At 44.5% G+C, this 25,121-nt stretch carries 24 protein-coding genes; 22 read left to right on the forward strand and 2 right to left on the reverse strand.

All coding sequences use genetic code 11. The features are described 5' to 3' along the window. Positions 1–59 precede the first annotated feature (59 nt). Positions 60–950, reverse strand: a complete 891-nt coding sequence (locus HF992_RS07915) for a LysR family transcriptional regulator (protein ID WP_168549500.1) — start codon at positions 948–950, stop codon at positions 60–62. 147 nt (positions 951–1,097) lie between these two features. On the opposite strand from HF992_RS07915, the gene HF992_RS07920 reads away from it, so the two are divergent. From HF992_RS07920 to HF992_RS07970, 11 genes are all read left to right on the forward strand, one after another. Next, a complete protein-coding gene (locus HF992_RS07920; protein ID WP_168549501.1) occupies positions 1,098–1,532 on the forward strand; it encodes a nuclear transport factor 2 family protein in 435 nt (144 codons plus the stop codon). Positions 1,533–1,534: 2 nt separating this feature from the next. Further along, the gene (locus tag HF992_RS07925; RefSeq protein ID WP_168549502.1) at positions 1,535–2,503 is read left to right on the forward strand and encodes an aldo/keto reductase; all 969 of its coding nucleotides are present in this window, start codon (positions 1,535–1,537) and stop codon (positions 2,501–2,503) included. A gap of 142 nt (positions 2,504–2,645) precedes the next feature. Beyond that, positions 2,646–3,014: a nuclear transport factor 2 family protein gene (locus HF992_RS07930; protein ID WP_168549503.1), complete on the forward strand. Its 369-nt coding sequence runs from the start codon at positions 2,646–2,648 to the stop codon at positions 3,012–3,014. Between the two features lie 771 nt (positions 3,015–3,785). Beyond that, complete coding sequence (locus HF992_RS07935; protein WP_168549504.1) at positions 3,786–4,073, forward strand: hypothetical protein; 288 nt, start codon at positions 3,786–3,788, stop codon at positions 4,071–4,073. Between the two features lie 452 nt (positions 4,074–4,525). Further along, positions 4,526–5,902 carry a glycoside hydrolase family 1 protein gene (locus tag HF992_RS07940; RefSeq protein ID WP_168549505.1) on the forward strand — a complete coding sequence of 459 codons (1,377 nt, stop codon included), beginning with the start codon at positions 4,526–4,528 and terminating at the stop codon, positions 5,900–5,902. 9 nt (positions 5,903–5,911) lie between these two features. Next, entirely contained in the window at positions 5,912–7,018 is a 1,107-nt protein-coding gene (locus tag HF992_RS07945) for a DUF871 domain-containing protein (protein ID WP_168549506.1), read from the forward strand. Continuing rightward, entirely contained in the window at positions 7,005–8,999 is a 1,995-nt protein-coding gene (locus HF992_RS07950; protein ID WP_168549507.1) for a BglG family transcription antiterminator, read from the forward strand. Before HF992_RS07945 ends, HF992_RS07950 begins: the two co-directional genes overlap by 14 nt. Then, a complete protein-coding gene (locus HF992_RS07955; RefSeq protein ID WP_168549525.1) occupies positions 8,999–9,310 on the forward strand; it encodes a PTS sugar transporter subunit IIB in 312 nt (103 codons plus the stop codon). The genes HF992_RS07950 and HF992_RS07955 overlap by 1 nt, the downstream gene beginning before the upstream one ends. 1 nt (position 9,311) lies before the next feature. Continuing rightward, positions 9,312–9,656, forward strand: a complete 345-nt coding sequence (locus HF992_RS07960) for a PTS lactose/cellobiose transporter subunit IIA (protein WP_168549508.1) — start codon at positions 9,312–9,314, stop codon at positions 9,654–9,656. Further along, positions 9,646–10,095: a DUF3284 domain-containing protein gene (locus HF992_RS07965; RefSeq protein WP_168549509.1), complete on the forward strand. Its 450-nt coding sequence runs from the start codon at positions 9,646–9,648 to the stop codon at positions 10,093–10,095. The genes HF992_RS07960 and HF992_RS07965 overlap by 11 nt, the downstream gene beginning before the upstream one ends. Next, positions 10,088–11,455 (forward strand): PTS sugar transporter subunit IIC, encoded by a 1,368-nt coding sequence (locus tag HF992_RS07970; RefSeq protein ID WP_168549510.1) that lies wholly within the window; start codon positions 10,088–10,090, stop codon positions 11,453–11,455. The genes HF992_RS07965 and HF992_RS07970 overlap by 8 nt, the downstream gene beginning before the upstream one ends. Positions 11,456–11,772: 317 nt before the next feature. Here the strand turns inward: HF992_RS07970 and HF992_RS07975 are convergent, their stop codons facing one another. Next, positions 11,773–13,989 carry an LTA synthase family protein gene (locus HF992_RS07975; protein ID WP_168549511.1) on the reverse strand — a complete coding sequence of 739 codons (2,217 nt, stop codon included), beginning with the start codon at positions 13,987–13,989 and terminating at the stop codon, positions 11,773–11,775. Between the two features lie 138 nt (positions 13,990–14,127). Here HF992_RS07975 and HF992_RS07980 point away from each other — a divergent pair, with 138 nt between their 5' ends. From HF992_RS07980 to HF992_RS08030, 11 genes are all read left to right on the forward strand, one after another. Next, positions 14,128–15,285 (forward strand): class I SAM-dependent rRNA methyltransferase, encoded by a 1,158-nt coding sequence (locus HF992_RS07980; RefSeq protein ID WP_168549512.1) that lies wholly within the window; start codon positions 14,128–14,130, stop codon positions 15,283–15,285. A 3-nt stretch (positions 15,286–15,288) separates the two neighbouring features. Beyond that, positions 15,289–15,966 carry a type I 3-dehydroquinate dehydratase gene (gene aroD, locus HF992_RS07985; protein WP_168549513.1) on the forward strand — a complete coding sequence of 226 codons (678 nt, stop codon included), beginning with the start codon at positions 15,289–15,291 and terminating at the stop codon, positions 15,964–15,966. Continuing rightward, positions 15,956–16,807, forward strand: a complete 852-nt coding sequence (locus HF992_RS07990; protein ID WP_168549514.1) for a shikimate dehydrogenase — start codon at positions 15,956–15,958, stop codon at positions 16,805–16,807. The genes aroD and HF992_RS07990 overlap by 11 nt, the downstream gene beginning before the upstream one ends. 158 nt (positions 16,808–16,965) lie before the next feature. After that, entirely contained in the window at positions 16,966–18,030 is a 1,065-nt protein-coding gene (aroB, locus tag HF992_RS07995) for a 3-dehydroquinate synthase (protein ID WP_168549515.1), read from the forward strand. Continuing rightward, positions 18,031–19,197 (forward strand): chorismate synthase, encoded by a 1,167-nt coding sequence (aroC, locus tag HF992_RS08000; RefSeq protein WP_168549516.1) that lies wholly within the window; start codon positions 18,031–18,033, stop codon positions 19,195–19,197. It begins immediately after the preceding gene. 2 nt (positions 19,198–19,199) lie between these two features. Further along, positions 19,200–20,306, forward strand: a complete 1,107-nt coding sequence (locus HF992_RS08005) for a prephenate dehydrogenase (protein ID WP_168549517.1) — start codon at positions 19,200–19,202, stop codon at positions 20,304–20,306. Positions 20,307–20,323: 17 nt separating this feature from the next. Continuing rightward, the gene (locus tag HF992_RS08010) at positions 20,324–20,662 is read left to right on the forward strand and encodes a YlbF/YmcA family competence regulator (RefSeq protein ID WP_168549518.1); all 339 of its coding nucleotides are present in this window, start codon (positions 20,324–20,326) and stop codon (positions 20,660–20,662) included. 138 nt (positions 20,663–20,800) lie between these two features. Beyond that, positions 20,801–21,589: an ABC transporter ATP-binding protein gene (locus tag HF992_RS08015; protein WP_168549519.1), complete on the forward strand. Its 789-nt coding sequence runs from the start codon at positions 20,801–20,803 to the stop codon at positions 21,587–21,589. A gap of 204 nt (positions 21,590–21,793) precedes the next feature. After that, positions 21,794–22,729, forward strand: a complete 936-nt coding sequence (locus HF992_RS08020) for an iron-hydroxamate ABC transporter substrate-binding protein (protein WP_168549520.1) — start codon at positions 21,794–21,796, stop codon at positions 22,727–22,729. A 1-nt stretch (position 22,730) separates the two neighbouring features. Next, positions 22,731–23,828 carry a FecCD family ABC transporter permease gene (locus tag HF992_RS08025; RefSeq protein ID WP_168549521.1) on the forward strand — a complete coding sequence of 366 codons (1,098 nt, stop codon included), beginning with the start codon at positions 22,731–22,733 and terminating at the stop codon, positions 23,826–23,828. After that, on the forward strand, positions 23,825–24,829 hold the full coding sequence (locus HF992_RS08030; RefSeq protein ID WP_168549522.1) for a FecCD family ABC transporter permease: 1,005 nt from the start codon (positions 23,825–23,827) through the stop codon (positions 24,827–24,829). The genes HF992_RS08025 and HF992_RS08030 overlap by 4 nt, the downstream gene beginning before the upstream one ends. The last annotated feature ends 292 nt before the right edge of the window (positions 24,830–25,121 follow it).

Genomic DNA, 25,121 nt, shown 5'->3' on the forward strand with positions numbered 1-25,121 from the left:
GGGGTGCAGTGCCTAAACCGTTGTTTGTTAATTGAGTCAGAGAAGCCTTTACTCTCGGATTATAACTGATGGGTTTGTGCCTTTTCTTGGTAGACATCTTGGAGAAGTTTGATGAAATCAGTGATGGTTTGACGTTGGTCATCCTTATGGCTGACTAAAACACAGTCAAATGTTTCCTCAGTGTCAAAGGGAATCCAACGGAATTCTCTTGAAAAATCTTTGAGATAACCAGGACTCAGGCAGACTGCCTGCTCTGAAGCGACACTAACCATCGTAAAATCATGAGTTGGACTATTGAGAGTCTGGAGTTTGACTTGATCAAGGACTTTTTTTTGTACCCGTCTAAGGGTTTGGCTAGATCCTCCGTTGACGAGGAGTGTCCGATCAATGAGGTCCTGAGCCCCTGCTAGAGTGAGTTGGGCAAGAGGATCGTGGGGATTGACTAAGAGATAAATATGGCTAGTGTAGAGGGGATGGATAAAGGCATTTGGCAATTTTTCAGCCATTTCTCTGGTGGTGAAAATAAGGTCTACTTGCTTTTCTCGAAAACGTGTAAGCCAATCTTTTTGGGCGATGTCTGGTGTGACGAGAACATCTTTATGCTGTTTTCGAAAGGTTTTGATAGCCTGTGGTAGAAAATGGAGGTGAGAGCGAAAAGGATAGCCGATCGTAATATTATCACTGTATTGGCTGGAAAAATTTTGTCCCTGCTCGATAGCCCCCAGTAACTGTTGGCGGATGCCCAAGAGTTGTTGATAAAAGCCTTGCCCAGCAGGGGTGAGGCGTATAGATTTCCCGAGGCGTTCAAAGATAAGAAAGCCGATTTCTTCCTCAACACTCTTGATCTGATAGGAAAGTGCTGGTTGTGAAATAAATAGATTTTCGGCGGCACGGTTAAAATTCAGGGTCTGAGCTGCTTCAATCACGTAGTCCATTTGTTTACTGTTCATCACCATCTCCTTATAAAATTATTTTATTGATTATAAAAATAATGTATTGGATAATTTTATTATAAACCCTTATACTGATTTTAACAATAAAAAGACAAACGGGAATCAGCTTTAAAAGCGATTTCGAGATGTTAAGGAGAATGTTAAATGACAGATTTAGAGCAGTTAATGGCAGAACGAGAGATTCGTTATCTTGTGGATCATTCAGCATATCTGGCTGATCAACGGAATGTTGAAGGCGTTTTGGCTTATTATCATCCAGATGCTATCCTTCAAGCAGGTGATATGCAAATTAGAGGGCATGAAGCACTGGAACAACTGTTTAACCAGTTGCTATCAACACCCAAAGTGGTATCTCATCAAAACGGGCAGCTGATCTTACTGATTGAGTCTGAAACATTGGCTAGAGGTATCAGTTATTGTCAGTCGGTTTATGTAAATGTCTTAGATGGCAAGCTTCAAAGGCAAACCAGCCAAATCGTCTATTACGATACTTATGCTAAGGTGGACGGTAAATGGGTCATCAAGCATCGGATTAGTGAAACTATTTGGCAAACACATCTTAATATAGAGGAGGACTGAGAATGGAATACGTGAATTTGGGAAGGACAGGGCTAAAGGTATCACGAGTTGGTCTTGGTTGTATGAGTTTTGGGACACCGGATGCTGGAGGGATTCCAGGAAAGGTCACTGAAAAAGAGGCGCGTGGCATTGTAAAGTATGCTCTTGATGCAGGGATTAACTTTTTTGATACGGCCAACTATTATTCATTGGGCTTGAGTGAGGAAATTCTCGGACGCGCCCTAAAAGACTTTGCCAATAGGGAAGAAGTGATCATCTCGACCAAGCTTTATTACCCTATGTTTGATGGGGCAAATGCCAAAGGTTTATCGCGTAAGGCTATTTTTGACCAAGTAGAAAACTCGCTCAAGCGATTAGGAACGGATTATATCGATCTTTATGTTATCCATCGGTGGGATTATACCACGCCAATTGAGGAAGTAATGGAGGCGCTTAATGATTTGGTTCGTATGGGAAAAGTCCGTTACATTGGTGCTTCGAGCATGTATGCCTGGCAATTTGTAAAAGCTAATAGTATCGCTGACAAGAGAGGTTGGGCAAAATTTGTTTCTATGCAAAATACCATAAACTTAATTTACCGGGAAGAGGAAAAGGAGATGTTTCCGATGTGCCTTTCTGAAGGTATCGCTGTAACCCCCTATTCACCGATTGCTCACGGTGCCTTGACTCGCCCCCCAGAGGAACTTGGAAGGTCATCTAGTAGTCAATTGCAAAGTCCCTATGTTTTAGAACATGACAGAGAAATTATCAGACGAACCAGAGAAATAGCGGCTAAGTACCAGGTTAGTCCTGGACAGGTTGCTCTTGCTTGGGTTTATGCTAAACCAGGTGTCACAGCACCGCTTATTGGTGGTTCCAAGATTGCCTATGTCCAAGAAGCGATTGATGCGCTTGAGTTGGTTCTATCCGCTGAGGACATTGCTTATCTGGAAGCACCTTATGTGCCTCACAAACAATACGGATTTCGTTAGATGAAACGCCAGAAAACGATAGTCATCATCATCCCCTTAGCTATGCTTGCCTGTTCTCATGCAAGGTCAATGGTCAGGCTGGTTAGTGAGCAGTGCGATTGGGGTAGAGGACTTACGACTCAGTCAAGGAGAAGGAGAAACAATGACCGAGCAATTACTAGAAAAGCATTTTAGACAAGTTAACCGTGCTATGGTTGACCAAGATATTGACACCTTAGAAGTACTCCTTGATAAGGAGATGAGCTTGATCCATATGACCGGCTATGTGCAGCCTAAGGCCGAATGGTTGGCAGATATTGCTTCAGGTCAAATGAGCTATTTTAGCTCTACGCATGAAAAAGTAGAAAACGTTAAGATTGAAGGAAATCGTGCAAAGATGACGAGCTATGATTTGGTAGAAGCGTCTATCTGGGGAAGTACCCGCCATACTTGGCGCTTGAAGATGGACGTCCATTTCGAAAAGAAAGACGGGGATTGGAAGATTGTGAAGCAAATTGCTTCAACTTTCTGAATGATGCGCTACGTCAAAAAAGACCTTTCGATCATTAGTTCTAAGCTGTAGATAAGTCTACTGAGAGATAAGTAGCGCTAATGGTTTGTGATTTTTAGTTTTGATGTCAAATAAATCGACTGGTAAGAACATTTAGTGCCAATAAGCAGAAGGTAAGTACAGCGCGTCTTAATGGTTTGGTAATCATCGCATTGGTTTAAATGCTGGCCATCCTAAAAAATAAGGTTGCTGGTCAAAGAACAATTTTGTAGAGAAGCCTCACTGGGAAGGTTAAGTATAGTGAAAAGGCTTGCTATCAAGATCCTGGGAATAACTCTTGAAGTGAAATGGTTTTCAGGTGCATAAGGTGAAAAGCCTTAGAACCTGTATTCACAATAGAAATACTGACTAGAATGGGCGAATTTTAGCTTACTCACTATCAGATGTTCTGGTAGTACGGCCATTATGCCCGCAAAAATTGTCCTCAGTTGGCCAAAAACTAGCCTAATTAACTTAGTATTCCTATTATGAATACAGGTTCTTATATCCGCACCCAATTCTTGCCTAAGGTATTCGGTTTACTAGATGCCTTGCCAGTCTTGTTTTAGGACTAGGGGCGCTTGCCATTGAGTATCAACACAAGCTACTCAATGGCTTGGATACTATTGGCATCCCCCTTCCGTATGAAGAAGTCATTACCGCCTACGAGCAAAATTAGATGAGGTATTGGTTGTAGGCAGAAAAATATCTCCAAAAATGCTACAATAGGATTCAAAGAGGAGGTGACCCGTAATGTCACGAACGGTTTATTTTTCTACACGTCAACAGCAAGGTGGCTGTGGTTGTTTAGCATTTGGATTAATCTTGGGGTTGTTAGTTCTTAAATCTTTTTGGCGACCAGTTCTACTGTTCTTATTAGTGGTGACAGTCAGTGGTTGGATTCGGTCTGTCGTTATCAGCCAAAAGTCCCAATCCTTCTATGAGGAGCAGACTTACTTTGAAGATGAGGTTGGTTCTTACAAGAGCGACCCTTACCAATCGCGTAAGCGCAAAGAAGCAGATGTTATTGAAGAAGATTAAGGAAGTGAAAGAGGCATATAGCATTCAAGCGTAAGGGATGGTTTTAATGAGCAAGTCTGCTAGATTTTAAAAATGGAACGAGTTTTGATACTTCAGAGAAAGGTGTGCCTCAACAGTAAGAAAGGACTGAAATCGTTGTTTAAATTTCAGGGGCTATTCTTAAGGCATGGTGGTCAAATTCTTGTTTGAGAAGTCTACCTGTATACGCTTTTAGACATTTTTAGCCACTATAAAGGAAGACTAGTCAAAGCAGTCCTGAATGGCTAGAGTAAAAAGGAAGTAGCAGTTGATAGAGCCAGAAGGACCTTGCTAAGGGTTCTCCTTGGCTTTTTTTATTATGGCCAAGTTTATCTTATTTCCATTTTAAAATGGAAAATAAATAACTTTAAAAGCGTTTACATAGTTGGTAAAAAGGTGTATGATAAAACCAAAGAGAACAAGGAGGTTTTGACATGCTAACGTTTCCGAATCAGTTTTTATGGGGCAGTTCAACCTCAGGGCCTCAATCTGAGGGGCGGATTGCTGGAGATGGAAAGGGAGACAATACCTGGGACCATTGGTTTCGGACTAATCCTGAAAAATTCCATGGCGGGGTAGGGCCTGAGGTTACGTCGAGCTTTTACCAGAATTATGCGAGCGATTTGGACCTCTTGGTAGAGACAGGGCATACGGCCTTTCGAACGTCAATCCAATGGTCGCGCTTGATTCCCGATGGAGATGGAGTGATCAACGAATTAGCTGTTGAATTCTATAGAAAGGTCTTTCAGGGGGTTAAGGATCGCAAGATTGAGCTTTTGGTCAATCTGTACCACTTTGATTTACCCATGGCTTTAGAAGAAAAAGGAGGCTGGACCCAACGTGCAACCGTAGAAGCTTACGAGCGCTACGCTAGGACTTGCTTTGAAAGGTTTGGTGACTTAGTAGACCGCTGGATTACCTTCAATGAGCCCATTGTCCCTGTTGAATGTGGCTATTTTTACCAACTTCATTATCCAGCAACGGTAGATCCCAAAGCAGGTATTCAGGTGGCTTATCATACCCAGCTGGCTAGTAGTTTAGCTGTTAGAGCTAGCCATGAGATCAATCCAGATGCTCCTATTGGCATTGTCTTGAACTTGACACCAGCTTATCCAAGAAGCCAACATCCAGCTGATCTTAAGGCGGCTCGAATCGCAGAACTTTTTCAAGCTAAGTCATTCTTGGATCCTTCTGTTAAGGGAGAATACCCTGCCGAGTTAGTGTCCATAATCAAAGAACATGATTTGCTGCCGACCTACCAGTCAGAAGACTTGGACATTATCCGTCAAAACACTGTAGATTATTTGGGGGTCAACTATTACCAACCGCTCCGTGTGGCTGCACCTAAATACCAACCACACCCAGACTCGCCCTTCTTTCCAGAGGTTTACTTTGACCATTATGTCATGCCTGGTCGCAAGATGAATCCCCACCGTGGCTGGGAGATTTATGAGCGTGGAATTTATGACATTGCTCTTGATATCAAGGAAAATTATGGCAATATTGAGTGGATTCTGACGGAGAATGGTATGGGTGTTGAAGGAGAAGAAAAATTCCGCCAGAACGGCATTATTCAAGACGATTATAGAATTGAGTTTATCAAGGGCCATCTGGAAGAACTGTACCGTGCAATCCAAGAAGGGGCCAACTGCCAAGGTTACCTGCTTTGGACCTTTATTGACTGTTGGTCCTGGCTCAACAGTTATAAAAACCGTTATGGCTTGGTCGAGCTGGACCTAGCAGACCAGAGCAGACGGCTGAAGAAGTCTGGTTACTGGTTTAAGGAACTGAGCCAGAACAATGGGTTTTAGGAGGGGCAAATGGTCAAATTAGGATTTTCACTCTACCCTGAGGGGCAAGATTTAGAGAGGATGTTTGCTTACATTGATGGCTTTAAAGGCTACGATTGTGAGCGTGTCTTTCTCAGCCTGCTACAATTAGGTGTTGATGACAAGGAGACCTTTGACCACTACCGTCGGATCGTCGCCTATTGTCAGCAAGCAGGTTTTAGGGTGTTTGCGGATCTTAACCCAGACTTTATTAAAAAGATGGGCTGGGAGGACGATTTAATTGGGAGAGCAGCGGCATTTGGCTTGTCCGGCATTCGCTTGGATGAATCCTACGACGATGACCAGCTGGTAGAGCTGACCAAAAATGCTTTAGGCATCCAAATCGAACTAAACATGAGTACCGAGCCTGATCTGCTGGATCGTTTAAGAACAAAAGGAGCTAATTTCAGCCAAATAACAGCTTGCCACAATTTTTATCCACGGCGGTTTACAGGTCTTGGAACGACCTATTTCCAAAACATCAGTCAGGCTTATAGTAACTATGGCATTGAACGAGCTGCTTTTATCAGTGCTAAAACCGCAACTACGGGTCCTTGGCCAGTGTTTGAGGGGTTGCCGACTCTTGAGATGCATCGGGATCTCCCGATTCATGCCCAGTACAAATGGTTGGCAGCAACCGGTTTGGTTGACCACATCATCATTTCCAACCAATTTATTTCAGCTGAAGAGTTAGCTAGTATTGTCCAAAATGATACGATGACCTTTGACGTCCAACTGAGTGAGGGCCTTTCTGAAGTGGAAGTTGCAATTGTGACAGAGCCTCATGCTTATCGTGGGGATGTTTCAGATTATGTGGTTCGCTCGACCGGGCATCGGGCACGTTACAGCCAGGCAAGGATTTTACCAAGACAAGCTGGCCAGGCTGTGAAACGAGGGACGATTTTGATTGATAATCAGGATTATGCGCGTTACTGTGGGGAATTACAACTGGCTTTGATGGAGTTTACAGCAAGTCATAAAACCAATCTTGTTGGTCAAATCTGTGATTATGATTTGCCCCTTCTAGATCTGTTGTTACCGTGGCAGGCATTTTCCTTAAATCCAGTTATTCAAGGAGACAGCCATGCTGACGAATAAGGAGTGGCGTCTCCTGCAACTCTTGTACCGAGCGACAGATTTTCAAACCAGTCAACTTCTGGCTGAACAGCTAGGTTTATCAGAACGCACGGTGAGAACCTATTTGAAACAGTTAGAATCGTTACTGCCTCAGTATGGGGCAAAGTTGACCTACAAGTACGGGCAGGGAGTGAGATTAACCATTCAGTGGAGCGAAACCTTTCAGGACTTTTATAATCAAGGAAAGGAAATTAACCATCCTATTCATCTAAACGATAGTCAGGAACGGCAACGTTATCTCCTCAACCAACTCTTTTTTGAAGATCAGGTTATTCAGGTGGCTGAGTTACAAGAAAGCTTCTATATCAGCAAGAGCAGTATGGCTCAGTTACTTGGTCAAGTTCGCCACCAATTGGCGGCCTATGAGTTAACATTAGAGCGTCTGGCACCGTCTACTTATCAGGTTTCAGGCGAGGAGCGCAAGAAGCGCCAGTTTATAGCTGATTATTTTTTAGCGGATGCCTTTCAGGAAGTGCTAAGATCTGAGAGTAATACTAGTTCACTGTTAGAGGCCCTTGATTTATCTGTTTTGACAGAAGTGATTTTGCAAGAGTGTCGAAAAGGGCAGGTCAGCTTGTCTGATTTTACCTTGACGAATTTGGTGCTTCATCTGGGACTTAGCATTTTGCGGCAACGATCGGGTCACATACTGTCTGATTTTCCCTTAGAAGATAGGGTGATAGAGAGTTTGGAATACGAGGTAGCTGCCAGGATTCTGAAAGGTTTAGAGGAAAAACTCGACCTAACCTTCCCAGCTGGAGAGACCCAGTATCTAGCTCTGCACTTGTTGACGAAGTTTCATCAAAGACAAGGAGTTAAAGAAGCGCAACCAGCACATAAAAACGCAATAGTGGCTATCTTGCAAGATTTAGACAAGCAGTTAGGAAGCAAGCTGGCTCAGGATTATCGCCTGCTAGAGGGGCTGACCACCCATCTTAATCCCTTGCTGTTACGTCTTCAGTACGGTATCCGTTTGGAAAATCCTTTGTTAGAGGATATTTTGCGAGACTACGGATGGCTGTTTGAGGTAACCAAGCGCTCTTTCGCCTCTCTAGAATGTTTCGCATCTTACGAGATCAGCGATGATGAGTGGGCTTATATGACTTTACATGTGATTGGAGCCCTTGACCGTCAAGCGTCTCAAAAGAAACTCAAGGTTCTGGTTGTGTGTGCGACAGGACTAGGGAGTGCCCAGGTCCTTCGTTACCGCTTGGAAAGTCAGTTTGGCCAGCGGCTTAGTATTGTGGCCTGCATTAGTTACCACGAATTATCGGATAGCTATCTTTCGGGGATTGATTTGTTGATTTCTTCAGTTGACTTGGGACAACTGATTTTCAGGGTTCCAGTTGTGGTTGTCAGCGTCTTTTTACGGCCGGAAGATAAGGCTCTCCTCAATGAAACCATAGATGCTCTTACGTTAGGGCAGGTGGATGGTGGTCAAACCTGGTCGAACAAGGAGCTTGACCAGGACCTATTAGCGAGTTTCGAAGCTTCTTGCTCAGAGGGGCAGTTTCTGGTCATAGCAGAGCCTCAGACCAAGGAGGGCTTGCTTAAAACGATGTTAGCCTGTCTGGACGATGTCAGATCAGAGCAGGATTTGCAGGAGTTTTATCATCAGGTTTGTTTAAGAGAACAACTAAGCTCAACGGCTTTTTCAGATAGCATGGCCTTCCCTCATCTAATGGAATCCTTGGGGCAACGTGGGCAAGTGGTCGTAGCGGTTCTTAGAGATCATCTGTTCTGGGACGAGGCTCATCCAGCTATCCGTTTGGTCTTTCTCTTGTCGCCTTCGCGCTATCGCAATCAGGACTTAAAACGGATCTCACACATTTTAGCGAGATGGGTAGATCGAGAAGACTTTGTGCAGGATCTTCTGGCTCAACCAACCTATCAAAATTTTAAACAGTTAATTCTAAACACATCATCAAAGGAGGAATCATGATGAAACATATTATGTTAGTTTGTAATGCAGGGATGTCAACCAGTCTTTTGGTGACAAAAATGGAAAAAGCTGCGGCAGATCAGGGGTATGAAGCAACTATCTGGGCGGTTCCTGTCTCAGAAGTTGCTCAAGAAATGGCCAACAAGCGCATTGACGTCTTGATGGTCGGTCCTCAAGTACGTTTCATGTTGGACGAATACAAGCAAAACTTTGAACCAGATACAAAGGTCGTTGATATCAATATGATGGATTATGGCATTATGAATGGGGAAGCCGTCTTTAACCAGGCGCGTGCCTTGATAGGTGACTAGCATGACAGAAGAGACACCCTTGTTAGAAGTCATCATGCAACTGATCATGTACGGCGGTGATGCCAAGAGCAAGGCTATGGAAGCCATTCACCTGGCCAAGCAAGGTCAGTTTGAATCAGCTCAAGCCAAGATAGCTGAAGCGAACGCCTCATTGAGCCAGGCTCACCATGCGCAAACGGGTCTATTAACCAAGGAAGCTAGTGGAGAACATATTCAGGCCAGTCTTCTTATGATTCACGGTCAAGATCACTTGATGAATGCCATCACTTTTATTGATCTAGCCAAGGAAGTGATTGCGCTTTATCAGGAGATGCAGGAATTGAAAGAGGCCAGCCATGAAGCTTAACCAACAGGTTCCCGTTTCAGCCTCGACCTTTTATCGCTTTCTGCTGGAGTCTCTCAGAGAGGACTACAAGGCTGCTAACAAAGCTCCGGTGAAAGACTCTGATCTTAAGCCTGGTCTGAGCTTTCAAAAGCGCTTTGGGAAGAAACAAGAAAGCACTATGGACATCAGGGTGGTTGATTTGATTGAAAATGAGTGTTATGCGTTAGCTTTTCAATCAAGTCGAGGCACCCAGTGGGTTACTTATCACTTAACAGCCGTTGAGGAGAATACCTGTCAGGTGACCTATACCGAAGAGTATTCCCCAAAGGGGAAGTTTAACGCTTGGAATTATAAATTGCTATTTCCCTTGATGCAAAAATCGTTGGAGCGTCGCATGCGCCTTCAAATTGAGAAAATAGCAGAATTCGCTAAAAATAAGGAGGATTTACACCATGAATAATGCGTTCATGAACAAGTTTATGCAGATTGCTGGGAAGTTGAGTTCTCAGAAACATCTGGTCGTTATCAGGGATTCCTTTATCGCTATGATGCCATTAACTATGGCGGGATCTATTGCTGTATTGCTGAATGTTTTCTTTCGAGATGTTCCCAACAACCTGGGTTGGACTGGAGTTGCAAAGGCACTGGAGCCCCTGATCACCTTGAACGGCTATGTCTACTTTGGAACGATTGCCATTACAGCTCTTATTTTTTCGTTTGCGGTTGGTTATAATTATTCTTCAATTGAAAAAGTTAATCCGATTGCAGGTGGTCTGATTTCCTTTGCTTCTTTTGTTGCAACCATTCCCCAAACTATTACTATTGCAACAGACTTAACGGGATTGGATAAATCTGTCTTATCTCCCTTGGCAGATTTAGGTCTATCTCTTAATGGGTCTACTCTAGAAGTTTCTGAATGGGGTGCCATTAAAACAGCCTATGCTGGTGCGACAGGTCTCTTTGCAGCGTTGTTGATCAGTATGTTAGCATCAATGATTTATTGCTATTTGATGAAGAAGAATGTTACCATCAAAATGCCTGATAACGTTCCACCTGCTGTGAATAAGGCCTTTGCAGCCATCATCCCAGGTACTGTTGCTATTTATGTGTCTGCACTGATTGGTTACTTGCCAGTGCTTTTAGCCAACACACCATTAAATGATTTGATTTCAACCTATATCCAAAGACCGTTAATGAACCTTTCTCAAGGCAGCTTCAGTGTCTTGCTGTTATCTTTCTTAGTGCAGTTGTTCTGGTTCTTTGGCCTTCACGGTCACAATGTTCTTGCGCCAATCATGGATGGGGTATATGGGCCTGCCCTTCTTGAGAATACAACCGTCTATGAGGCTACTAAGGATGTGACCCAACTGCCATGGTTGTGGACACGTGGTTCCTTTGACGCCTATGCACAGATGGGTGGTTCAGGTGTGACTATTGCGCTCATTATTGCCATCTTTATTTTCTCTAAACGTAAGGAATACCGCACTGTTGCCAAGTTGTCGGCTCCAATGGGGGTCTTCAATATCAATGAACCGATAACCTTTGGGATTCCGATGGTGCTTAACCCCCTCTTTGCCATCCCGTGGCTAATCGTTCCACCAATTTGCTGTGCCATCGGTTACTTTGCAACATATACAGGATTGGTTCCTCCAGTTTACTTGACAGTTCCATGGATTACTCCTCCAGGCCTCTATGCTTTTCTAGCAACTGGGAACAACCTCATGGCTGGTCTGGTTTCTCTCTTTAATGTCTTTGTTGCCTTCTTGATTTGGGCACCATTTGTCATTGCGGCTAATCGTGTCAAAGCAGAAAACGAGTAAGATTAGATCAAAAAAGAGAGTCCCATCCCTTCGCACTCCAATAGCAGAGCAAGGCTCAAGTGTTAGAGTGGGAAGGGAGTTTTAGGTTGGTTGCGGGAAGACTACTAGCCTGCGTAGCTATACTTGTGATCATTTAGCGGTGAAAACGTGTCCTCATTGCTGACAACAAAGAAGACTCCGCGTTTGTCCGCCGCTCAGTAGTCCCTGTGAATGACCTAGAAAGCATGCGCGAAAAATGAAAAACCGAGTCTGGCTCATTTAGCCGAACTCGGTTTTTGTTAGGAAAGGACCCTAGAGGAATGCTTCAAGTATCGGTGCTAGGGAGAAGCGGTGGTGACGTTCGCCTGTTCCTCTGTCGTGCTTGAAGGATTCGTTGAGCTTGAAGGATCTGAAGAAGATTCTTTGGGCTCTGCATCAGTTGGTTCAGGGTGCAAGGCGCGATAGCTTGGAGCCTCAAAGAGCGACAAGGTCGTTTTCTTACCATTTTGACTGTAGATGCTGGTTGAAGCATCACCAAGGGATTGCTCAATGGCAATTTGCTGGTCTAAAGAGTTTTGATAAGAAATCTTCTCTAGGTCAATCGCTTGTAAACCACTTCCTTGATAGAAGCGTAGCAGGTCTCCGGTCTGGATGGCATCGCTAGTTTGAAGTTGGAGGTTAGCTGCCTCCCGAGCCACTTGCAGTTCTGCAGTGGTTGATTCATCTGGGAGTGTGATTTCTTCACCTGTGTCACTATAGTAGGTGCGACCACTGTAGCTAGTGTATTTGGGCGTGATAAATTGTCCCGAGGTTCTCAGAGCAACCACTTGATTATGGTCAGGGGAGAGGATATCTTGACCGACTTGGAGATACTTGCTGGCATCAATACCTAAGAGATGGAGAAGGGTTGGCAAAGCATCCACTTGACCTGAATAGGTATCGATAATTTTGCCCTTGTTCATGCCAGGAATGACAATCATATAAGGGACACGCTGGAGCATGGCATTGTCATAGGCGGACCAGGTTTCTGGGTTTTTACCGATGAGAGGGGCCAGATTTGGATTCCGAGAGTTGGAGATGCCATAATGGTCACCGTAAAGGACGATAATGGAATTGTCATAGACACCAGCAGCCTTCAAGTAATTGAAAAAGGCCTCAACTGCAGAATCTAGATAATTAGCAGTTGCAAAGTAACCATTGATGGTTTCGTCCTCTGTCTGGGCTAATGGAAAGCCGACCTCATCACCGACTAGACTAGTCGTGTAAGGGTAATGGTTGGAGACCGTGATGTACTTAACGTAGAATGGTTGCTGGAGGCGTTCCAAGTACTGAATGGAATCTTTGAGCATGATTTTATCATTGAGACCGTACTGGAAGGAATTATCCTCAGTTTGTTTTGAAAAATAGGAGGCATCAAAGAAATAATCATAGCCCCATTGTTTATAGGTCTGGTTTCGGTTCCAGAAGCTGCCACTATTACCGTGAAAAACAGCGCTAGTATATCCTTCTGTTTGATTGAGAATGCGTGGGGCAGCGTCCTGGGTGTTGGTACCGCCGTAAGTTACCATGAATGAGCCTTGAGACAGGCCAAAGAGACCCGTTTCTAAGAGGGTTTCTGCATCAGACGTCTTACCTGCCTTGACCTGATTAAAAAAATTGGAAAAGGACAGGGTCGTGTCAGAATGGTAGAGCGAGTTTAGAAAAGGAGTCACTTCGTGAGATTGCCCGTCTACTTCCAGATGGTAGTCAATCAAGAATTGCTGGAAACTTTCCAAGTGAACGTAGATGACATTGCGACCTTTGGCAATGCCGTAATACTCACTGTTAGGCTTGGCATAGTGTTCGCTGACGTAGGACTGGATTGGAACGATGTCTTCGGCACTGGCGCCGGCTCGATCCTTGCTGGTCTTGTAAGTTTGATTGCCACTGTAAGCTAAAAAGGCATTCAGACCGATACTGCGAACGATATAAGTGCTAGAGAATCCTCTACTCAATAGCTCAGGGCGGTCAATCTCTGCCAAGAAGAGATTGGCAGAAAAGACCATGGTCGAAAGAGCTGTGACAGCAAAACTGGCTCGTGGATTGAAGGGACGATGATCCATTCGGATCTTTTTCTTGATGGCTAGATAGGCCAATAAAATAAAGTCAAAGAAGTAGATGATGTCCTGAAAGCGAAAGAGCTTGATAAAGGCTTCGCCAAGTCCTGCAGAAACACTTGAAGATGCCAAAATGGTATTAACGGTGATAAAATCGGAGAACTCCCGGTAGTAGGTCACATTGGCAAAGAGCCAGGCAAAGATGATTCCATAGAGGATCAGGGCAGTGATATAAAAGGGTTTGGTAGGTTTTATATAGAGGGCTAGACCGATGAAAAAGAGACTGGTTGCAATTGGGCTAACCAGAGCAAGAAAGTTCTGATAAATCCCAGCAGTATCCAGACTAAAGTCTAGTAGATAGGCCGTCATGGTTTTGAACCAGACTAGAAAAACGAGCGCTAGCACGAAGCCTAGTCTCGTTTGGAGTATACGTACAAGATGAGTTAACAATTTTTTCATTTTTTAATGGTAGTTTCCTTAAGCCATAAGTTTCTAAATGTTTCAAATGTCTTCTTCCAATTATATCATATTTTTAAAAATTGCCGGAATCTAACCTTCACTTTGAGAAAAAATGTAAATTTTGGTATAATATGTTTTATGAAGAAACTGACCCTTAATCCAGAGGCAAAACGCGCGATTTGTAATGGCATTTGCCTTTTGGATCGCAATCATTTTTCTGATCTGCAGTTGACGGATGGCTGGGCTCATCTTTATGACAAGGATGGGACCTTTTTAGCTCTGGCTTATTTTTCCAAACAACATAAGGGGATAGGATGGGTGGTTAGCAAGCAACCCATTACGATTGATCAATCCTTTTTTGAAAGTCTATTTTTGAAAGCCTGGGAAAAGCGCCAGATATACCATCAGTCAGGACATACGACAGCTTATCGGATATTTAACCAGGATGGTGATGGCTTTGGTGGCTTGACCGTTGATTATTACCAAGGGCAGTTGGTCTTTTCTTGGTATAATTCGTTCGTTTACAGCCTTCGTGACCAAATAATCACAGCAGCAAGGGCAGTCTTACCAGATATTGTGGCTGCCTATGAGAAGATCCGTTTTCAAGGTTTAGCGTTTGAAAGCAGGCAGATTTTTGGACCCGCAGGCATAGATCGATTGGTCATTAAAGAAAATGGCGTAGCCTTTGACGTTTTCTTGAATGATGGCTTGATGACAGGAATCTTTCTGGATCAGCACGAGATCAGAGGTTTATTAGTGGATGGCCTTGCCAGTGGAAAATCTGTTCTCAATATGTTTTCTTATACTGCAGCCTTTTCAGTTGCTGCAGCGATGGGAGGAGCTAGAGCGACGACCTCGGTTGACTTGGCTAAACGTAGCCGAGACTTATCTCGGGCTCATTTTGAAGCCAATCAGCTAGATGTCAGTGACCACCAATTTGTGGTCATGGATGTGTTTGAGTATTTTAAGTACGCTAAGCGCCATCAGATGAGGTTTGACTTGATCATCCTGGATCCGCCTAGTTTCGCACGCAATAAGAAACAAACGTTTTCGGTAGCCAAAGACTACCACCTCTTAGTGTCCCAAAGTTTGGACCTATTGGCAGAAGGTGGAACGATAATCGCCTCAACCAACGCAAGTAATGTGACACTAGAAAAATTTAAACAACAAATTGAAAAAGGCTTTGGGAAGCAAAAACCGGTCTATTTTGGGACCTACCGTCTTCCTGATGATTTTCAAATCAATAAAAAAGATGAAAGCAGTAACTACCTCAAGGTAGTTATCATTAGGGCTTAGAAGATGCAAATAGTTGTACCGATTATGCCAGAGTCATTGGAAGATGCGCTGGCTCTTGATGTTGACAAATACCAAGACGCTGACCTGATTGAGTGGCGGGCGGATTATTTGCCTAAGGAAGAGATTTTGCAGGTAGCACCAGCTATTTTTGAAAAATTTTCAGGGCGAGAGGTGATTTTTACCCTGCGCACCGTTAAAGAAGGTGGCCGCATTGAGCTTTCTGATGAGGAATATGTTGGCCTAATCAAGGAAATCAATCATTTGTATGAACCAGACTACTTGGACTTTGAGTATTTCTCTTACCCGTCTGTCTTTGATCAAATGTTAGATTCTTCTAATCTGGTTCTCAGTTACCATAATTTCAAGGAGACGCCAGACAACTTGATGGAAATCATGTCAGAATTGACAGCTCTTGCGCCTAAAATGGTGAAATTAGCGGTCATGCCGAACCGTGAACAGGATGTGTTGGACCTGATGAATTTCACCCGAGGTTTCAAGGGCCTGAATCCTGAGCAAAATTTTGCGACCATGTCCATGGGTAAACTAGGAAGAGTGACTCGCTTGTCTGCGCTCTTGACGGGATCTTCGTGGACCTTTGCCTGTGTGGATGAGCAAAGTGCGCCAGGTCAAGTCCAACTCAAAGACATGGTCAAGATCCGAGAGGTCCTCAATGAGGATTGACGGTCATACACGACTGGCTGCTGTGGTGGCTGACCCCATCAAGCATAGCCTGTCGCCTTTTATTCACAATAAAGCCTTTGAGCAGACGGGGGTAAATGGGGTTTATCTGGCCTTTGAGATCAAGGAAGAGGATCTTGCCGAGACGGTCTTGAACATCAAGCGTTATGATATGTTTGGCATTAATCTCTCCATGCCCTACAAGGAAAAAGTCCTTCCCTACTTAGACGAGCTTAGTCCAGAAGCAGCCTTGATTGGTGCGGTCAATACCGTGGTCAATCAAGGTGGAAAATTAGTCGGCTATAATACAGATGGGCTGGGTTTTTTTGCTAGTCTGGGAGACTTTGTCGTTAAAGACAAGGAAATGACCTTGTTAGGGGCAGGTGGTGCTGCCATGGCTATTGCTGCTCAAGCGGCATTGAATGGAGCTAAGGCAATCCATATTGTTACCCGTTCAACCTCTATTGACAAGGCCAAACATAAGTTGGATTCGATTGCCAAAGAAACTGGGATAAGGCTGACCTTTTCTGCCTTAGAAGACCAAATAGCTGTGCAGAACTGCCTTGAGCAGTCAGCCCTCTTGGTCAATGCGACTAGTGTCGGAATGGATGGGCAGTCCAATCCCTTACCAGAGGGGTGTTCGTTAGATGCTTCTCTCTTAGTGGCAGACATTATTTACCGACCGCTAGAAACCCCCTTGCTAGTTAGAGCCAAGAAAGAAGGCCTGATAGCTGTTAATGGCTTAGGCATGCTTTTACATCAGGCGGCGATTGCCTTTGAACTCTGGACCGGACAGCCGATGCCGGTCGAGGACATTTGGCCAGACCTCCTTACCTTGCTATAGGTTGGTCTTGTATGTCCATCTATAAAAGGCATATTAGGCTAAAATAAATAACACTTGTCAGAGCTTATAAACCTTCTAGCAGAGGGGGTGGTTTTCCAGAAACATCTCTGTTTGCTCTAAAAACATCAGAACATCAAAACAATGAAAAAGGAGTGACTATGAAAGTATCTGTTAACCTCCCTCAACACCCCTATGATATTGTCATTGAGAGAGGTAGCCTGGACCAGTGTGGTCAATGGGTCTCTTTGCTTTGGAAACCCCAAAAGATTGCCATCATTACGGATAACCATGTTGGTTCCCTCTATGCGGAGCGTGTGGTCAAAAGTCTGGAAGCCAGAGGGTTTGAAGTTTCGGTATTTGATTTTCCAGAGGGGGAAGCCCAGAAAAACTTAGAAGTGGTTAATCAAGCGTATGCCTTTTTAGTTGATCAAGGACTTACCCGTTCGGACGGGATTATTGCTTTGGGTGGTGGGGTTGTCGGAGACCTTGCTGGCTTTGTGGCTTCAACCTACATGCGGGGTATCCATTTCTTGCAAATTCCGACCAGTTTAACAGCTCAGGTAGACTCATCGATTGGTGGGAAGACGGGTGTCAACACGCCTTTTGCTAAAAATATGGTTGGTACTTTTGCCCAGCCAGATGGTGTCTTGATTGATCCAGATGTCCTTGCCACCCTTGGTCGTAGGGAATTGATCGAAGGCATGGGTGAAGTCATCAAGTATGGCTTGATTGCTGATGTTGCCCTGTGGCAAATGTTGTCCAAGATGAATGGTCCAGATGAAATTCTGCAAAACGCAGAGCAGATTATCTACCGTTCCTGTCAGGTCAAACGCCAGCATGTTGTAGAGGACGAGTTGGATAATGGCATCCGCCTTTATCTGAATTTTGGTCATACCATTGGCCATGCGATTGAACAAACCGCTGGTTATGGTCAGGTCATGCACGGAGAAGCGGTCGCTATCGGGATGGTCCAACTATCTCGTGTCGCTGAACAAAAAGGCTTGATGCCAGAGGGGATAACAGAACAAATTAGCCGTATGTGCCAAAAATTTGGTCTACCAGTTAGCCATGAACCTTGGAATGTCGAGGCCCTTCATCAAGCCCTATCCCACGATAAGAAGGCGCGCGGCAGTAAGATTAAAACAGTGATTGTGCCTGAATTGGGGAAGGCTGCTATCAACGAGGTTAGCCTGGATGAAATGAGAGAGTATTTGGTGAAGTAAATGAGGTATTTAACAGCAGGAGAGTCACATGGCCCACGATTGACAGCCATCATTGAAGGAGTACCAGCAGGTCTTCCTTTGACCGCAGCTGACATCAATGTCGAATTAAAGCGCCGTCAAGGGGGCTATGGGCGCGGTGGTCGGATGAAGATTGAGAGCGACCAAGTGGAGATCACATCAGGGGTTCGCCATGGAGTGACCATGGGAGGACCGATTACCCTGAATGTTACCAACAAGGATCATGAAAAATGGTTGGATATTATGGCGGTTGAGGATATTGAGGACCGCCTTAAAACCAAGCGCAAAATCACTAAGCCTAGGCCTGGTCATGCAGATTTGGTCGGTGGAATCAAGTACCGTTTCAATGATTTGCGAAATTCTCTAGAGCGTTCATCAGCGCGTGAAACCACCATGCGGGTAGCTGTTGGTGCGGTGGCGAAACGTCTCCTAGAAGAAATTGGTGTTGAAATTGCAAGTCATATCGTGACCTTTGGTGGGATTGAGGTAGAAATACCAGACGGTTTGACGGTTAGACAAATTAAAGAACTGAGCAGTCAATCAGAGGTCTCTATTGTCAATTCCAAACACGAGGACGCGATCAAGACCTATATTGACCAAATCAAAAAGGATGGTGACACCATCGGCGGTGTTATCGAATGCGTGGTTGGTGGTGTTCCAGTCGGTCTAGGGTCCTTTGTGCAATGGGATAAAAAGCTGGATGCTAAATTAGCCCAAGGGGTGGTTTCTATCAATGCCTTCAAGGGGGTCGAATTCGGGGTTGGTTTTAAGGCAGGAAGCCTCAAGGGCAGTCAGGTGATGGATGAAATCCTCTGGTCAGAAGCAGAAGGATATACCAGAAGGACCAATAACCTAGGTGGTTTTGAAGGTGGGATGACCAATGGCCAACCTCTGGTCATTCGTGGGGTCATGAAGCCAATTCCAACCCTTTACAAGCCCTTAATGAGTGTCGATATTGCCACCCATGAGCCCTATAAGGCAACCGTCGAACGCTCAGATCCGACGGCTGTTCCAGCTGCTGCCGTTGTTATGGAATCTGTTGTGGCAACTGTCTTGGCAACCGAAATCCTCGATAAATTTTCTTCGGATAATTTGGAGGAATTGAAAGCTGCCGTTGAAGCCCATAGGCGTTACACGAAAGAATTTTAACCATGAGCAAGACCGTATATATTGCAGGGTTGGGCTTGATAGGGGCTTCTATGGCCCTTGGCATCAGGCGAGGACATCCGGATTACCGCCTTTTAGGGTATAACCGCGGGGAACAGTCTCGTAAGATCGCTCTTGACCGTCAGATGGTAGATGAGGTAACAGATGATTTTGCGAGTTTTGCTCCCTTAGCAGATGTGATTATCTTGGCAGTTCCGATCAAGCAAACCATGGCCTTTCTTAAAGAACTGGCTCAGCTGGACCTCAAACCTAATGTCCTTATTACAGATGCTGGTTCAACCAAGCAGGCCATTGTTGATGTGGCTGACAGCTACTTGGATCCGACAAAGGTCCGATTTATCGGGAGTCATCCGATGGCAGGGAGCCATAAGTCTGGTGCTCAGGCAGCGGATGTTAACCTATTTGAAAATGCTTATTACATTCTGACCCCGTCGCGCCTAACGACTCCTGATACGATTGAAGAATTGGGCGATTTGCTCAAGGGACTTCATGTCCGCCTAATCCAGATGGATCCAAGCGAGCACGATCGGGTGACGGGACAGGTGAGCCATTTCCCACATCTTTTGGCCTCAAGTCTGATGCTTCAGGCTGGTGATTATCGAGAAAGGTATGCCTTGACTCAGCACTTAGCAGCCGGTGGTTTCAGGGATATGACGCGGATCGCAGAAGCAGAACCCGGCATGTGGACGAGTATCTTATTGACTAATCAAGCGGTGATGTTAGACCGGATTGAGGATTTCAAGGAGCGGTTAGACCAGGTGGCAACTCTTTTAAAAACCGGTAACGAAGACGCTTTATGGACTTTTTTTGATCAGGGCAGAGCAACCCGAAAAGAAATGGAAATTCACAAGCGTGGTGGAGTTGATAGTTTCTACGATCTCTATGTCAACATCCCTGATGAAGAAGATGAAATCCTTAAGATCATGGAATTGCTCAGAGGAACTTCACTAATGAATCTACGCATCAACGAAGAAAACCGAGAAGATATCCATGGCATTTTACAGATTACCTTCAAGACTCAGGCAGACCAGTTGCGCTCCAAGGAAATCATTGAGGCAGCAACAGATTATCAGGTCTTTATTGACCACTAAATGAAAAGGAGAGGAATATGTCAGAAAACATTTATGATTTAGCCAATCATTTGGAACGTGCCATTCGCAAGTTGCCAGAATATGAAGCGGTGGCCAGTGCTAAAAAAGAAATTGAACAGAATCCTGAAGCGGCAACCCTGTTCAAAGAATACACAGACTTTCAGGCTGAATTACAGGGCTTGATGCAGACAGGACAACTGCCCAGTCAAGACTTGCAAGATCGGATGAAAGAGTTGAGCCAGCGTTTGGAAGCTAATGCAATCGTGTCAAACTATTTGGTTAAGCAACAGCAATTATCGGTCTATTTGTCAGATATTGAACGTATTGTCTTCAAGCCTTTGCAGGACTTGATTTAAGAAGAAGCAGATAGGATTTCCTGTCTGTTTTTATTTTGATTAAATTATCTGAAAACTTTAATTTTATCTTTTCTTTTTTCGAAAGATGTGCTAAACTAAGGATAGACTATCTTATATGAAACGGATCAAGGAGGTAAGATGTCAAGGATTCAATCAGAAAACTTAACAGTTGCCTATGCCGAACAGCACATTTTATCAGACTTAACCCTAGCCATAGAGGATGGGAAAATCACAACCATCATTGGAGCAAATGGTTGTGGCAAGTCTACTTTGCTTAAGGCTTTGACACGCATCATACCTGCTAGAGCAGGACATGTTTATTTAGATGGCCAAATCATTGCGGAGATGCCGACGCAGTTGGTCGCTCAAAAAATGGCTCTGCTTCCTCAGGTTTTAGAAGCCACTGCAGGGATATCCGTTTACGAACTGGTATCTTATGGACGTTTTCCGCATCAGTCAGGTTTGGGGAGATTGACGGATGTTGACCGCGAACGGATTGACTGGGCGCTAGAGGCAACAGGGACGAAGAGCTATTCTCAACTTCATGTGGATAGTTTGTCCGGTGGTCAAAGGCAGCGGGTTTGGATTGCCATGGCATTGGCGCAGGACACCGACATTATCTTTCTGGATGAACCAACCACCTATTTGGATATGAACCATCAATTGGAGGTTTTAGACCTGCTCAAGCACTTAAACCAAACTATGGGAAAAACGATTGTCATGGTGTTGCATGATCTTAATTTAGCAGCCCGTTATTCAGACCGGTTGATTGCCATGAAGGATGGAAAAATCAAACTACATGGGCAGGTTGCTGAGGTGATGACCAAGGAAATCCTGAAAGACCTATTTAAGGTGGAGGTTGAAATTGTTCAAGATCCGATTCACCATTGTCCAATCCTGCTAACCTACCGCTTAGACAAATCCTGAAGTTATGATCGAAAAATGAGAAACATGCCTCAGCGCGTGACGGATGGTTGCCTTGCGTCTCATTCATCAATCGTTTTTACAACTTTGGTTGACTTGGGTTAAGGAAATGGATGTTGATTGAGACGAGAATGAGCAATAATGAGCAGTTTAGCCAAGACCTTTACTGCTAAGGACAGTTTTTAAGAAAAGAGAAAAGGAGTTTTTATGAAAAAATATTTGATGTTAGTAGTGACATTTTTTTCCTGTTTATGTCTAGTGGCTTGTGGTCAAGCAAAACCAACGAAGGACGTATCGACAGCCCAAGTTACCTTGTCGAAAAAGCCTGAAATCAAAGGGTTTACCTATTACGGCGATGTGCCTGCAAATCCTCAGCGAGTCGTTGTTGTGTCGTCAACCTATACAGGTTATCTCTTGAATTTGGACTTGAATTTGGTTGGGGTGACCTCTTACGACAAGAAAAATCCTGTTTTGAAGGACCATCTGACCCAAGCTAAGGAAGTCGCGGCGACTGATTTAGAAGCTATTTTAGCATTAGAGCCTGACCTTATTGTGGTAGGGACAACCGAAGAAAATGTATCAGAACTGGCAGAGATTGCCCCTGTTGTTGCTATTGATTATGGCGCTAGAAGTTACCTTGAATTGGTAACAGACTTTGGAGCAATCTTTGATCAGGAAGAGGCTTCTGCTAAGTGGTTAAGCGATTGGGAAACTAAGACCAAAGCAATTGCCGAGGAACTCAAGGCAGCCATCGGTGAAGACTCGACCTTTACGATCATGGGGCTCTATGAGAAGGAAATCTACCTCTTTGGAGAAAATTGGGGCAGAGGTGGCGAGATTGTCCACCAAGCTTTAGGGTTTAAAGCCCCTCAAAAGGTCGTTGATGAAGTCTTTGGACCTGGGTATTTGGCGATTTCGCAAGAAGTGGTTGGCGACTATGCTGGAGATTATCTGGTGGTCGCAGCAGAAGACGATCAGACAGGGACTGCTCTTTATGAAAGCGACGTTTGGCAGGCCATTCCTGCCGTTAAAAACGGTCATGTGATCCGTGTAGATGCTAATGCCTTCTATTTCAACGATCCTATGTCCTTGGAATATGAATTAGAAACCTTGAGAGAAGCTATTTTAGCAACTGTAAAATAAGATGAGCCGAACGTTTAATCCTTTTAAAGCTGATCAATCACTGATAAAAAGCGAGTCGAGAGCAGGCTATTTAGTGCCGTCTCGACTTTCTTTCCAAAGCAATCCTTCTAAAGCCAAAGGGCCTATCCGACTTTTTCTTGTCCTGCTGGTGCTTTTTACCATTGGCTTTTACCTATCCTTACGTTTTGGAGCAGTGAGCTATAGCCATGCAGAGATTTGGTCAGTCTTACGACAGCCCTTGGTCTCCAACGAATTACAGGATGTTATCATCGACCTGCGCCTGCCAAGAATGGTGGCGGCCATTTTGGTTGGTGCGGCCATGGCCACTGCTGGTCTCATGATGCAAGGAATCACCCGAAATCCTATCGCTGATCCAGGTTTTTTAGGGATTAACGCAGGGGCTGGACTGGCATTGGTAATTGGTTACGCGCTTTTTGGCAGCATGCATTATAGCGGGATATTGCTGTTGTGCCTGTTAGGCTCTGTCCTTTCGAGTGCCTTGGTTTATGGGTTATCTTATGTGCCTGGGAGAGGTTACAACCAGTTACGTCTGCTCTTAGCCGGCGCTATGGTGTCTTCGCTGTTTTCAGCCATCGGCCAAGCGATCACTATCTACTTTAAATTATCGACAGCAGTGATTGGTTGGCAGGCTGGTGGTCTGATCGGTGTTAATTGGGGGATGATTCGAATCATCGGACCGATTATCATAGTAGGGCTTAGTCTTGCTCAACTTTTCGCCCATCAGTTAACCATCCTTAGCTTTAACGAAACGATAGCCAAATCCTTGGGGCAGAGAACTAACCTTATGACCGTTGTTCTACTGGGGATCACTTTGCTCTTATCTGCAGCTGGAGTAGCTATGATTGGGGCAATTGCTTTTGTAGGGCTGATTATACCGCATGCTGTCAAACATTTTGTGGTCAAAGATTATCGCATCTTGCTCCCTTTAACCCTGTTTGGTGGTGCCACCTTTATGCTTTGGGTGGATCTGGTTTGTCGTATCTACAATCCTCCCTATGAGACCCCTTTGAATGCAATTATTAGCCTTGTCGGCTTGCCATGCTTCTTGTGGCTGGTCCGAAAGGGGGATCAGTTATGATAAAACCAAAAAACCATTTGTGGCTCTTTGGGATTCTGACTATCCTACTTTTTGTTAGTTTTATTTTTTCCTTGTCTTTGGGGGATAGCGGAGCAGATTTTTCGGATGTCCTAAGGGTCTTTTCTGGCAAAGCGAGCCAGCAAGTTTATCAGATTATTATGAGGATTCGTCTGCCCCGTATCTTGGCCTATATGGTGGCTGGAGGATCTCTTGCCCTCAGTGGTAGCCTCTTACAGACCCTGACGAGGAATCCTCTGGCAGATTCGGGAATTTTGGGGATCAATGCAGGGGCAGGTCTCGTGGTGGCGATTGTCATTGCTTACTTTTCCTTAGAAAGCCGATGGATGATTCGCCTTATGCCAATGTTAGCCATGTTGGGAGGGTGTTTGGTCATCGTTATTGTTTACCATATTGCGAAAAAAGGAGACCAAGGATTAAGTCCTGTTCGTTTGATTATTACAGGCGTAGGGTTAAGCAGTATGATTTCTGGAACGATGGTTTCTATAGTCGGCAATGTTAACCCGTATAAGGTCGAGGCTATTGTCAATTGGCTGAGCGGCCGAGGAACTGGGGGAAATTGGCGAACCGTAACGGTTATGGTGCCTCTTCTCATAGTCTTATGGTGTTTGACTTATTATTTTAGCCATAAACTCAATGTGCTCAGTTTACATGAGCAAACAGCTCTTGCTTTAGGGCTTGATGTGCCTAAGGAACGGTTAAGGGTGCTTGTTTTAGCCACAGGCCTCGCAGCCTTGAGTGTTGTTTTGGTCGGGAATGTCACCTTTGTCGGCCTAGTTTCAGGTCATGTCAGCCGACGGCTGATAGGAGCCAATCATCGGCTGTCTCTTCCTGCCAGCCTTATGTTTGGCATGTTGCTCTTACTAGTAGCTGATTCTATTGGTCGAATTCTGTTAGTGGGCACTGGTATTCCCACAGGGCTGATTGTCGCTAGTTTAGGTGCTCCTTATTTCCTTTATTTGATGGCCCAACTTCGGTCTTAAGTTATTTAAAAAAGACAGTCATCCCATAAAGATGGCTGTCTTTTTGGTGCGATTTATCCCGTGAGATCTCATGAGCGTCCTAGAGGTAGTAACAGCGAATCATGAGAAATATCCGAACCAATTGGTGTCTAAAACTCAATCTTCGCTGGACAACAATGGCTGGGGCAGCTCTTCAACAGACCACCATAGTCGTGATAACGTTTCTTCAATGACAGTATTTGAAGTCTGGTGTAGATAGTATAAAACAGCGGATAAGAACTGCTTAAATACGAGTTGCCCATTTCAATTCGTA

The organism is Streptococcus ovuberis (assembly GCF_012396585.1).
Taxonomy (GTDB): Bacteria; Bacillota; Bacilli; order Lactobacillales; family Streptococcaceae; genus Streptococcus; species Streptococcus ovuberis.